12 protein-coding genes are annotated in these 12100 nt (G+C 65.9%); 9 read left to right on the forward strand and 3 right to left on the reverse strand.

From position 1 onward, the window contains the following. Positions 1-120 precede the first annotated feature (120 nt). The gene (rbfA, locus tag AX702_RS08980; protein ID WP_066778665.1) at positions 121-513 is read left to right on the forward strand and encodes a 30S ribosome-binding factor RbfA; all 393 of its coding nucleotides are present in this window, start codon (positions 121-123) and stop codon (positions 511-513) included. Between the two features lie 43 nt (positions 514-556). Here rbfA and AX702_RS08985 read toward each other — a convergent pair whose 3' ends face one another. Next, a complete protein-coding gene (locus tag AX702_RS08985; RefSeq protein ID WP_066778667.1) occupies positions 557-1021 on the reverse strand; it encodes a hypothetical protein in 465 nt (154 codons plus the stop codon). A 104-nt stretch (positions 1022-1125) separates the two neighbouring features. Here AX702_RS08985 and AX702_RS08990 point away from each other — a divergent pair, with 104 nt between their 5' ends. The 5 genes from AX702_RS08990 to pnp all read left to right on the forward strand — a co-directional run bounded on the left by AX702_RS08990 (position 1126) and on the right by pnp (position 6589). Then, on the forward strand, positions 1126-1719 hold the full coding sequence (locus AX702_RS08990) for a thymidine kinase (protein WP_066778686.1): 594 nt from the start codon (positions 1126-1128) through the stop codon (positions 1717-1719). 391 nt (positions 1720-2110) lie between these two features. Further along, positions 2111-2797, forward strand: coding sequence for a site-2 protease family protein (locus tag AX702_RS09000; protein WP_066778671.1), 687 nt, complete (start codon positions 2111-2113; stop codon positions 2795-2797). Beyond that, positions 2794-3792 carry a tRNA pseudouridine(55) synthase TruB gene (gene truB / locus AX702_RS09005; protein WP_231731794.1) on the forward strand — a complete coding sequence of 333 codons (999 nt, stop codon included), beginning with the start codon at positions 2794-2796 and terminating at the stop codon, positions 3790-3792. Before AX702_RS09000 ends, truB begins: the two co-directional genes overlap by 4 nt. Positions 3793-3813: 21 nt before the next feature. Continuing rightward, positions 3814-4083: a 30S ribosomal protein S15 gene (gene rpsO / locus AX702_RS09010; protein ID WP_046409695.1), complete on the forward strand. Its 270-nt coding sequence runs from the start codon at positions 3814-3816 to the stop codon at positions 4081-4083. A gap of 154 nt (positions 4084-4237) precedes the next feature. After that, positions 4238-6589: a polyribonucleotide nucleotidyltransferase gene (pnp, locus tag AX702_RS09015; protein ID WP_066778675.1), complete on the forward strand. Its 2352-nt coding sequence runs from the start codon at positions 4238-4240 to the stop codon at positions 6587-6589. Positions 6590-7000: 411 nt separating this feature from the next. Here the strand turns inward: pnp and AX702_RS09020 are convergent, their stop codons facing one another. Next, positions 7001-7438 (reverse strand): phasin family protein, encoded by a 438-nt coding sequence (locus AX702_RS09020; RefSeq protein ID WP_066778677.1) that lies wholly within the window; start codon positions 7436-7438, stop codon positions 7001-7003. A 160-nt stretch (positions 7439-7598) separates the two neighbouring features. Then, positions 7599-9314 carry a PHA/PHB synthase family protein gene (locus tag AX702_RS09025; protein ID WP_066778679.1) on the reverse strand — a complete coding sequence of 572 codons (1716 nt, stop codon included), beginning with the start codon at positions 9312-9314 and terminating at the stop codon, positions 7599-7601. Positions 9315-9490: 176 nt separating this feature from the next. Between AX702_RS09025 and AX702_RS09030 the strand changes: the two genes are divergently transcribed. The 3 genes from AX702_RS09030 to AX702_RS09040 all read left to right on the forward strand — a co-directional run bounded on the left by AX702_RS09030 (position 9491) and on the right by AX702_RS09040 (position 12054). Next, positions 9491-10699 (forward strand): LL-diaminopimelate aminotransferase, encoded by a 1209-nt coding sequence (locus AX702_RS09030; RefSeq protein WP_066778687.1) that lies wholly within the window; start codon positions 9491-9493, stop codon positions 10697-10699. A gap of 31 nt (positions 10700-10730) precedes the next feature. After that, on the forward strand, positions 10731-11510 hold the full coding sequence (locus AX702_RS09035) for a sulfite exporter TauE/SafE family protein (protein WP_066778681.1): 780 nt from the start codon (positions 10731-10733) through the stop codon (positions 11508-11510). A gap of 100 nt (positions 11511-11610) precedes the next feature. After that, on the forward strand, positions 11611-12054 hold the full coding sequence (locus AX702_RS09040; protein ID WP_066778683.1) for an acyl-CoA thioesterase: 444 nt from the start codon (positions 11611-11613) through the stop codon (positions 12052-12054). The last annotated feature ends 46 nt before the right edge of the window (positions 12055-12100 follow it).

Below are 12100 nucleotides of genomic sequence, written 5' to 3' on the forward strand. Positions count from 1 at the left end.
CTCCCCTACCCTCTCCCCGCTTGCGGGGAGAGGGTAGGGGAGAGGGGCAGTTACGGGCGTCGTGTTCTTACGCTGCCCCTCTCCCCAGCCCTCTCCCCGGAGGGGAGAGGGAGCGAAGAAATGAACACCGATCAACCCGAGAAATCCGTTCGCACGCTGCGCGTCGGCGAGCAGGTGCGGCATATCCTGTCGGAAATCCTGCAGCGCGGTGACGTGCATGACGACGTGCTGGCGACGCACATGGTGAGCATCACCGAGGTTCGCATGTCGCCGGATCTGCGCCACGCGACGGTGTTCGTGAAGCCGCTGCTGGGGAAGGATGAGGAGGCGGTGCTGAAGGCGCTGCGTACCAACACCGCCTATCTGCAGCGCGAAGTCGCGCACCGGGTGAAGATGAAATATGCCGCGAAGCTCAAGTTCCTGAGCGACGAGAGCTTCGACGAAGGCAGCCATATCGACCAGCTGCTACGATCGCCCACCGTGGCGCGCGATCTGGGCGACGGCGAGGAATAAGCCACGCCGTCATGCCGGCACATGGCCGGCATGACGGAGGCGATCAGGCAGGCCGTCCCGCAAGCCGCGGATCGGCGGCCGCCACACCCGTTGCCAGTACCAGCGCATCCTCGACGAAGCCGGTCGCGGTCTGGCCGTAGCGGCGCAATGCGGCCATGCGGATGCTCCAGCCGATGTACGAACTGGCCAGCGCCGTCCCCAATGCGATCGCCGCACCCGTCACACGCTGCCCCTTGGGCGCCACCGCCGCGCCGGCATAGGCGGAGGTGACGCTGCGTACGGCCAAGCCGATCGGCACGATCCGATCCGGCGCCGTCTTCTGCTTGTCGCCCACCATCTCTGCCGCGCTGAAGGCGATGGCGCCCCAGGCGATCAGCGGGTTCTTGAACAATTTGGCGAGCGGCATGTCTTCGTCGATCGCGCCGCGCTGGCCGGCGGTGGCGAGCGCGGCCAAGGGCACGATGCCGCGCTGGCCGGCGGCAAGACCCATGAGGTAGGAACGGAGCATCGGCGAGTCCTTCTATGGTTCGCGCGATCAATGGTCGGGCGGCGCTTCGTATCCCCCCATGCGAAAACAGTGGCGCCGCGATCCGCAATTGGCGACATCGCGGCATGGCCAAGCTGTATTTCTACTACGCCAGCATGAATGCAGGAAAATCGACCAACCTGCTCCAGGCGGATTTCAACTATCGCGAGCGCGGCATGGAGACGATGCTGTTCACCGCCGCGATCGACGATCGCTTCGCGGCGGGAACGATCACGTCGCGCATCGGCCTGTCGGCGCCGGCGACGATGTTCGACCCTGCCACCAACATCGCCGCCTGCGTGCTGGACCGCCATGCGGAGGCGACGGTCGCCTGCGTGCTGGTCGACGAGGCGCAGTTCCTGACGAGTGACCAGGTTGATCAACTGGCGCGGCTGGCCGACAGCGATGGCATCCCGGTGCTGTGCTACGGCCTGCGCACCGATTTCCGCGGCGCGCTGTTCGAGGGATCGGCGCGGCTGCTCGCGCTGGCGGATTCGCTGATCGAGATAAAGTCGGTGTGCGCCTGCGGGCGCAAGGCGACGATGAACCTTCGTGTGGATGCCGACGGACGCCCGGTGGCGGTGGGTGCGCAGACGGAGATCGGGGGCAACGATCTTTATGTGGCGCTGTGCCGGCGGCATTTCGTGGCGGCGCTGGAGCGGGGTGTGGTGCCGGTGTGAAGCGGGGGCGCGCCGGGCTCGTTCCTTGGCTTCGCTCGGGACGACGCGGGAGGCGCCCGCATTCACGCCATCCCGGACTTGATCCGGATCCATCCGCCCACGCGCGCTGCCGCTCGACCCATGAAGGACAGCGATCGCGGCGCCATGGATCCCGGATCAAGTCCGGGATGGCGGTTGGGTTTGGCGCATGCGCTAACTGACCACCCTTCCGTCCGCTCTGAGCCTGTCGAAGCCTGTCCTGAGCGACTGCCGCAGGCAGGCGATCGAAGGGGGCGTGCCAAAGGCCCCGCCGCTGCTTGGCCCGTGCTTCGATAGGCTCAGCGAAAACGAGATGGGGTGCCACGCCCAGAGGCGCTGGCGCTCCTCCGCACGCCCCCCTATCTCGCGCATCATGACCCCCGATAACCCCATCTACGCCGCCGCGGTGTGGATCATCCCGCTCATCATCGCGATCGTGTTCCATGAGGTAGCGCATGGCCTGATGGCGCGCGCGCTTGGCGATCCGACTGCCGCACAGCTGAAGCGGCTGTCGTTCAATCCGTTGCGGCATGTCGATCCCGTCGGCACGGTGATCCTGCCGCTGGGCCTGGCGCTTGCCAAGGCGCCGGTGTTCGGTTGGGCGAAGCCAGTGCCGGTCGATCACCGGCGGTTGCGCAATCCGCGCTGGGGGATGGTGGCGGTGGCGCTGGCCGGTCCGGGGATGAACTTCGCGCTGGCGGCAGTCGCCGCCGTGGCGATCGGGCTGGGGTTCGGGAGCATGGAGGGGCCGCCGCAGGGCGCCGCCGCCTTCGTGCTGGCGAACCTCGTCAATTTCCTGCTGATCAACATCTTCCTGGCCGTCTTCAACCTCTTGCCAATCCCGCCGTTCGATGGCGGGCATGTAGTGCAGGGCGTGCTGCCGCGGCGCCTGGCGGCGGAATGGGCGAAGCTGGCGCGGTTCGGCTTTCCGCTCGTCATCATCCTGTTGGTGGTGGTGCCGATGATCTGGCCGCAGGCGAGCGTGGTCGCGAAGCTGGTCGGGCCACCGGCCGATTGGCTGGTGAGCCAGTATCTCGCCTTTGCGCAGGTGTTCGCGTGAACGGCTGGCTGATCCTCGACAAGCCGTTGGGGCTGGGCTCGACGCAGGGAGTGAGCGCGGTGAAGTGCGGCCTGCGCGAGGGCGGCTACGGCAAGGCGAAGGTGGGTCACGGGGGGACGCTGGACCCGCTGGCGTCGGGGGTGCTGCCAGTGGCGCTCGGTGAGGCGACCAAGCTCGCGGGGCGGATGCTCGACAGCGACAAGGTATATGATTTCACCATCCGCTTCGGGGTGGAGACCGATACGCTGGATGCCGAGGGGAAGGTGATCGCACAGAGCGACGTGCGGCCGTCGCTTGCCGAGGTGGAAGCGGTGCTGGCGCGGTTCACCGGTGCGATCGAGCAGATGCCGCCCGCTTATTCGGCGCTAAAGGTGGATGGGCAGCGGGCGTATGATCTGGCGCGCGCGGGCGAGGAGGTGGTCCTCAAGAGCCGCAGCGTCACTGTGTTTGCTCTTCATTCCTCCCCGGAACGGGGAGGGGGACCGGCGCAGCCGGTGGAGGGGCTGGTGCGCGGAACCGTTCCGCCAGGCCAGCCCCTCCACCACTCGCCTTCGGCGAGCGGTCCCCCTCTCCGTTCCGGGGAGGATTTGGTGGACAACGTCACCCTCACCGCGCATGTCTCCAAGGGCACCTACATCCGGTCCCTCGCGCGCGACATCGCGCTTGCCCTTGGAACGGTCGGCCACGTCACCTATCTCAGGCGGACGAAGGCAGGTCCGTTTGACCTTTCCCACGCGATATCGCTGGACAAATTGGGCGAAGCCGCTAAGGCGCGCACCCTTGAACACCTACTCCTGCCGCTGAGGGCGGGGCTGGACGACATCCCGGCTCTATCCCTCACCCCCGACCAGGCAGGGGCGCTCCGTCAGGGGCGCGTTCTGGCCGGGATTGCTGCTGACGATGGCCAGTATTTCGCCTGCCTGCACGATGTGCCGGTGGCGCTGGTCGAAATCTTGAACCGGGAGGTTCGCGTCGTCCGTGGCTTCAACCTCTGAGAAGATGTCGAAGGAAAACACATGTCGATCACTGCGGAACGCCGCCAGGAACTCATCAAGGATCACGCCCGCGCCGAAGGCGACACCGGTTCGCCGGAAGTCCAGGTCGCGATCCTGACCGAGCGGATCCGGAACCTGACCGAGCATTTCAAGGGCCACGCCAAGGACAACCATTCGCGTCGCGGCCTGCTGATGATGGTCAACAAGCGTCGTTCGCTTCTCGACTATCTCCGCAAGAAGGACGGGGATCGCTACCTCGCCCTCATCGCGAAGCTCGGTCTTCGCAAGTAAACACGGAAGGGCGCCCTTGCGGCGCCCTTCTCGCATATGCGCTTCGCCTGTCGCGAGCGCGCAACGCCAAGGGGCAATAAGGCCAACTGGCACGAGCCAAGACTGGCTCAAGCAGGCCCCGGCTGCATAGGGCGGCCGGAGTGAAGGAAATCACATGTTCGACAAGAAAACGGTAAGCATCGAGTGGGGCGGAAAGACCCTGACGCTCGAAACGGGCAAGGTTGCCCGCCAGGCTGACGGCGCGGTCATCGCGACGCTCGGCGAAACGGTGGTGCTGTGCGCCGTCACCGCTGCCAAGACGGTCAAGGAAGGGCAGGATTTCTTCCCGCTCACCGTGCACTATCAGGAAAAGTTCTCCGCCGCCGGCCGTATCCCGGGCGGCTTCTTCAAGCGTGAGCGTGGCGCGACCGAGAAGGAGACGCTGGTCTCCCGCCTGATCGATCGCCCGATCCGCCCGCTGTTCCCGGAAGGCTTTTACAACGAGATCAACGCCATCGCTCAGGTGCTGAGCTATGACGGCGAGAACGAGCCCGACATCCTCTCGATGGTCGCCGCGTCCGCAGCGCTGACGATTTCGGGCGTGCCGTTCATGGGCCCGATCGGCGCCGCGCGCGTCGGCTATGTCGATGGCGAGTACATCCTGAACCCGACCGACAAGCAGGTCGAAGAGGGCCAGCTCGACCTGGTCGTCGCCGCCACCTACGACGCGGTGATGATGGTCGAATCCGAAGCCAAGGAGCTGTCGGAAGAGATCATGCTGGGCGCCGTGCTGTTCGCGCACGACGCCTGCCGCGAGATCGTCAAGGCGATCGTCAAGCTCGCCGAACAGGCCGCCAAGGATCCGTGGGAGCTGGCGCCGGTCGACGACAAGTCGGCGACCATGAAGAAGCTCGACAAGGCGATCGGCAAGGACATCGCCGCCGCCTACAAGCTGACCGACAAGCAGCAGCGCCAGAACGCGCTGAACGAGGCGCGCGCCAAGGCGCGTGAGGCGTTCGCTGACCTGAAGGAAAGCGATCCCGCCCAGTATCTCGGCACGCTGAAGCTGGTGAAGAAGCTGGAGGCGAACATCGTCCGTCAGGCGATCCTGAAGGACGGCAAGCGCATCGACGGCCGCACCACCACGCAGATCCGCCCGATCGAAGCGGAAACGCACTTCCTGCCGCGTGCGCACGGCTCGGCGCTTTTCACCCGCGGCGAGACGCAGACGATCGCCACGGCGACGCTCGGCACGCGCGATGCGGAGCAGATGATCGATGGTCTGAACGGCCTGTCGTACCAGCACTTCATGCTGCACTATAACTTCCCGCCCTACTCGGTCGGCGAAGTGGGCCGCTTCGGCGCGCCGGGCCGCCGCGAAGTCGGCCATGGCAAGCTGGCGTGGCGTGCGCTGCACCCGGTGCTGCCGACCAAGGAGGACTTCCCCTACACGATCCGCCTGACCAGCGACATCACCGAGTCGAACGGCTCGTCGTCGATGGCGTCGGTGTGCGGCGGGTCGCTGGCGCTGATGGATGCCGGCGTGCCGATCGCGCGCCCGGTGTCGGGCATCGCCATGGGCCTGATCCTGGAAGGCAAGGATTTCGCGATCCTCAGCGACATCCTGGGTGACGAAGATCACCTCGGCGACATGGACTTCAAGGTGGCGGGCACGTCCGAAGGCATCACCACGATGCAGATGGACATCAAGATCGCCGGCATCACCAAGGAGATCTTCGAAGCCGCGCTGAACCAGGCCAAGGAAGGCCGCGCGCACATCCTGGGTGAGATGAACAAGGCGCTGGGCGAAACTCGCACCGAGCTCTCGGCCCATGCCCCGCGTATCGAGACGATGCAGATCGACAAGTCGAAGATCCGCGACGTCATCGGCACCGGCGGCAAGGTGATCCGCGAGATCGTCGCCACCACCGGCGCGAAGGTCGACATCGACGACGAGGGCGTGATCAAGATCAGCTCGTCCGATCACTCGCAGATCGAGGCCGCGATCAACTGGATCAAGGGCATCGTCGAAGAGGCCGAGGTCGGCAAGATCTACACCGGCAAGGTCGTCAACATCGTCGATTTCGGTGCCTTCGTGAACTTCATGGGCGGCAAGGACGGCCTCGTCCACGTCTCCGAGATGAAGAACGAGCGCGTCGAAAAGCCGGGTGACGTCGTGTCCGAGGGCCAGGAAGTAAAGGTCAAGGTCCTCGAGATCGATCCGCGCGGCAAGGTTCGCCTGTCGATGCGCGTCGTCGACCAGGAGACCGGCGCCGAGCTGGAGGACACCCGTCCGGCACGCGAACCGCGTGAGCCGCGCGGTGATCGCGGCGATCGTGGTCCGCGCCGCGAGGGCGGTGGCGATCGTGGTGGCCGTGGCGGCGACCGTGGTGGCGATCGCGGCCCGCGTCGGGACCGCGGCCCGCGCCGCGAGCGCTCGGAAGGCGGCAACGGCGGTGGCAACGATGACGGCCCCGCGCCCGAATTCGCCCCGGCGTTCCTGACGAACGACCGCGATCGCGACTAAGCGATCCTTTGCCTTCGGGTGATACAGGAAGGGCCCCGGCAGCGATGCCGGGGCCCTATCTTGTTTGGGGCGTGCGCTTCTTCCGCGCCGTTCGTGCTCAGCGAAGCCGAGGCGCAGCAGCGCGGGTGTTTGGGGCATGTCCCTCGACCTCGCTCGGACGACCAAGCGGCGGAACAGAAAGACCGCCGCCCAACGCGTTCGTGCCGAGCTTGTCGAAGCACGTGCCTCAAGCGCAGACGCGCGTGACACGCCCTTCGACAGGCTCAGGGCGAACGGGAGTGGGAGTGGCGGACACCAAATGCAGCTCACCCCGGCCCCGTGCCGGTATTCCGCTGCCTTCTCCACCGGGAGGGAGGTAGCGGGACGCCGAAACGGGACCGGGGTGATGAATTACCCGAATGGGTGTGCCGCTCAGGCGGCGGGCTTCGCCTTATCGATGGTAACCGCAACGCGGTTCGAGATCGGCTGAGCGATTTCGCCGGCCAGCTTGAGCGCCGCTTCGGTCGAGCGCGAGGTCTGCGCGACAAAGGCGTCGAACGACGAACGCGCAAAGTCGCTTTGCAACTGGAACAGCTCCGTCGGCGACTTGATCGCGGCCATCGAGCGGAACATGCCGGTGGCGCTCTCATACGAGCTCTTCATGTAGGTCGCCGCGTCCTGGCCCATCTGTTCGAAGCCGCGCGCCGCGATCTTGGACGATTCAACAATCGCCTCGACGTTGCTCTTGGTGAATGCGTTCATGTCCTCGAACGCCTTGGCGCCCTGCTCCATCTGCGTCTTGGCGCGCTCGTTTGCCTGCGCAAACATCGCCTTTGTCTGTTCGGTCACCGACTGAAATGCTTCGACCATCGTCCGTTCCTTCGCGCTGCTGCGGACCGCCCCTATGGGGCGCTCACGATTGGCGGTCTCGTGCGGGATGATGCCGGCCGCCTTGAACTGCTATGCTGCACTGCAAAATAATACAGAACACACTGGTGTTCAAGCTCATTGTGCAGTGCAGCATGGGAGCTTAGCGGGCCCGCACATAGCTGCCCGGCGCATCCTCCAGCGCCGGGAGGGTGCCGCCGCCGGGCAGACGCCCGCCCTGCGCGGCAACTTTGTCGTCTCCCTGACTATGTAGCCAGCCGAGCCAGCGTGGCCACCAGCTCCCCTTGGTCTCGGTGGCGCCGGCGATGAAATCATCGAGCGATTCGACCTGAGCCTCGTTGGTCCAATATTGATATTTGCCGGCGGTGGGCGGGTTCACCACCCCGGCGATATGGCCCGATCCCGCCAGCACGAATTCGACGGGCCCGCGAAAGTGGCGGGTTATCTCCCACACGCTTTCGGCCGGCGCGATATGATCCTCGCGCCCCGCCTGGACGAAGGAGGGCGTGGTCACCGTGCCGAGATCCAGCGGAGTGTCGTCGACGCAAAGCGCGCCGGGCGAGACGAGTAGATTGTCGCGGTACAGGTCGCACAGATAGTCCTGGTGCCATCGCACCGGCAGGTTGGTGGTGTCCCCGTTCCAGTAGAGAAGGTCGAACGGCACATAGTCATTGCCGAGCAGGTAATTGTTGGTGACGTAATTCCAGATCAGGTCGCGCCCGCGCAGCAGATTGAACGTCGCGGCCATGAATCGGCCGTCGAGATACCCCTCTGGCGACAATGCGGCGAGCATCTGCAATTGTTCGTCGCTGACGAAGCTCTTGAGGTCGCCGGCGCGGCCGAAATCCACCTGAGCGGTGAAGAAGGTGGCGCTCGCCACCTTGTCGGACTGCCCGCGCGCGGCCAGCAGTGCCAGCGTCGCGGCCAACGTCGTGCCGGCAACGCAATAGCCGATCGTATGGACCGACGGGACGTCCAGCAGACCGCGGATCACGTCCACCGCCTCGATCTGCGCAGCGATATAATCGGCCCAGACAACGTCCTTCATGCTGGCGTCAGCCGACTTCCAGGAGACCATGAAGACGCTGATCCCCTGGTCCAGGCACCAGCGGATGAAGCTTTTCTCAGGCGTGAGATCCAGGATGTAGAAACGGTTGATCCAGGGCGGGAAGATGACGACCGGCGTGGCCAGCACCTCTGGCGTCGTGGGCGCGTAATGGATCAGCTCGAACAAGGGCGTGCGATGGATCACCTTGCCCGGCGTGGTGGCAAGGTTGCGGCCGAGCTCGAACGCGTCTGCCGGCGTGTGCGTCATCTGCCCGCGGCTGATGTCCGCCAGCATATGCTGCAGCCCTTTCAGCAGATTTTCGCCGCGCGTTTCCAACGTGCGCTCGATCACTTCGGGGTTGGTGAGCGGAAAATTCGTCGGGCTGAGCGCATCGACGAACCCGCGCATGACGAACCGAAGCTGCGCCCGCTGCTCGTCGTCCACGCCCGCCAGCGTATCGACGCTGCGCAGCAGGTGATCGGCAAGCAGTTCGTAGGATTGACGGATCCAGGCGAACAGCGGGTTCTGATGCCACGCGGCGGCGGCGAAGCGCTTGTCCACGCGTCCGCCGGGCGCCGACGCGGGCTGCGGAGCGATGCTGGTGGCCAGGAACTGCTGCCACAGCGACAGGCTCTCCGACCAGAAATCGCCTGCTTTGCCCCCTGGGCCATCCGGGGGCGCCGAGCCCTGGGCGGCGCGGGCGTCGGTCATGGCGAGCCCCTGCTCCAGCATCATCTGCTGCGCGCGGCCGATCACCCAGGTCCAATGCTGAAGGTCGGCAAGGTTCGGCGGCGCGGGCTGGTCGGTCATTTCTACTCTCCGCAGAGGAGCATAGCGACCTCGGGGCGAAACCACCAACCGCCATCCCGACGCTCGCCCGGGATGGGCGCTGGGCGAAGGACAGCTATCCGCCGGCGATGGTGGTGCCGCTTCCGCTGGCCCCGCGCAGCGTCTATGCCATGCGCTCCTGTTCCCCAGAGGATGCCATGTCCGACGAATTCTACCGCATCAAGCGCCTGCCGCCCTACGTGATCGCTGAAGTCAATGCGATGCGGGCCCAGGCGCGCGCGGCGGGTGAGGACATCATTGATCTTGGCATGGGCAATCCGGATCTGCCCCCGCCGCCGCATGTGATCGCGAAGCTGGTCGAGGTAGCGCAGAAGCCGGATGCGCACGGCTATTCGGCGTCCAAGGGCATTCCGGGTCTCCGCCGTGCCCAGGCGAATTATTATGGCCGCCGCTTCGGCGTGGACATCGACCCCGAGACGGAAGTCGTGGTGACGATGGGATCGAAGGAGGGCCTTGCCAGCCTCGCCACCGCGATCACCGCGCCGGGCGATGTGATCCTGGCGCCCAATCCGAGCTACCCGATCCACACCTTCGGCTTCATCATCGCCGGCGCGACGATCCGCGCGGTGCCGACGACGCCCGACGAGCATTATTTCGAAAGCCTCGAGCGCGCGATGGCCTTCACCGTGCCGCGCCCGAGCATCCTGGTCGTCAACTATCCGTCGAACCCGACCGCGGAGGCGGTGGACCTTGCCTTCTACGAGCGGCTGGTCGCCTGGGCGCGCGACAATCAGGTCTGGATCATTTCCGACCTCGCTTATTCGGAGCTGTATTACGACGGCAATCCGACGCCCTCGATCATGCAGGTGAAGGGCGCCAAGGACGTGGCGATCGAATTCACCTCGCTCAGCAAGACCTATTCCATGGCCGGCTGGCGGATCGGCTTCGCGGTGGGCAACAAGACGCTCATCGCGGCCATGACGCGGGTGAAGTCGTATCTCGATTACGGCGCCTTCACCCCGATCCAGGCGGCCGCCTGTGCCGCGCTGAACGGGCCGCAGGACATCGTGGAGCAGAACCGCCGCCTCTATCACAAGCGTCGCGACGTGATGGTGGAAAGCTTCGCGCGTGCCGGATGGGAGATTCCAAGCCCGCGCGCGTCCATGTTCGCCTGGGCGCCCTTGCCCCCGGCGCTGGCGCATATGGGCAGCCTGGAGTTCTCCAAGCAGCTACTCACCCATGCCAAGGTCGCGGTGGCGCCGGGGGTCGGCTATGGTGAGAACGGGGAGGGCTTCGTTCGGATCGCCATGGTCGAGAATGAACAGCGGCTGCGCCAGGCGGCGCGCAACGTGAAGAAGTATCTCGCCAGCATGGGCGTGAACGTACCGGCGCGGAACGCCGGTTGATCACGCACCCGTCGCCCGCCGCGGGTAACGCATGATCGGCTATGATCCGTTATATTCCCTCGCCGGGATCCTGGTGGGAATGCTCGTCGGACTGACCGGCGTGGGGGGCGGATCGCTGATGACGCCGCTGCTCGTGCTGGCCTTCGGCTTTCACCCGGCAACGGCGGTCGGCACCGACCTGATCTACGCCTCCGCCACCAAGACGGTGGGCGGCGCGGTGCATGGCCTGCGCGGCACGGTGGACTGGAAGATCGTTCGCCGCCTCGCCGCCGGCAGCCTTCCGGCGGCCACGGTGACGTTGCTGCTGCTCAGCCGAAGCGCGGAGCGTGGCGCGGACAGCGGCGCCACGATCGCGTTCGTGCTCGGGCTGGCGCTGGTCTGTACCGCCGCGGCGACTTTCTTCCGGGCCCGCATCGTGGCCGCGATCGGCCCCAGCTTCCGCGGCATGGCACCGCGCACGCTTGCCCTCTGGACGGTGGTGCTCGGCGTCGTGCTGGGCGTGCTTGTCTCGCTCACTTCGGTCGGCGCCGGGGCGCTCGGCATGACGGCGCTCCTGCTGCTATACCCGGCCGCGCCGGTCAGCCGGCTGGTCGGATCGGATATCGCCCATGCCGTGCCGCTGACGCTGATCGCCGGGGTCGGCCATTGGTGGCTCGGCTCGGTCGACGTCATGCTGCTCCTGTCGCTGCTGGCAGGATCGATCCCCGGCATCGTGATCGGCAGCTTGATCGCGTCGCGCGTGACGGACCGGGTGCTGACGCCGATCCTCGCCGCCACGCTGGCGGTGGTCGGCTTCAAGCTGATCCTCTAGAAGCGCCGCGCCGTTTCAACCCCAGCCGCGACGGTTCAAGGGCGCCGGCCGCGCGCCTGAAGCCCCGTTTCGGTTGCCATTCCAACGCAGGACTGAACCCATGCCCCGCCCCGGCTTCGCTTTCTCCACCGCCTTCAAGGTACGTTATGCGGAGATCGACGGGCAGCGCGTCGTCTTCAACTCGCGTTACCTGGAATATGCCGATGTCGCGGTTACCGAGTTCTGGGACTGGACGGGAATCGCAAAGGCGCTGGGCGATACATGGCGCGACATGGAATTTCATGTCCGCCGCGCCAACGTCGATTACCTGAAGCCGCTGATGCTCGGCGACACGGTGGACACGTCCGTTCGGATCGAGCGGATCGGCTCCTCCAGCGTGACCAAAAGGTTCGAGATCGCCAACCAGCATGGGGAGCTGTGCAACGTGATCGAGCTGGTGAGCGTGAACGTTCATTTGCCCACCGGCCGCCCGGTGCCGATCGAGGGCGATGTGCGCAGCTTTCTCGAAGCGCTGGTGGTGGCACAGCCCGATCGGGTGGCCTAAGGATCGCGGCCATGCTGGAAATGCGCCCTGATTGCGAACGCTGTGG

The sequence above is a fragment of the Sphingomonas sp. CCH5-D11 genome (assembly GCF_001557395.1).
Classification (GTDB): domain Bacteria; phylum Pseudomonadota; class Alphaproteobacteria; order Sphingomonadales; family Sphingomonadaceae; genus Sphingomonas.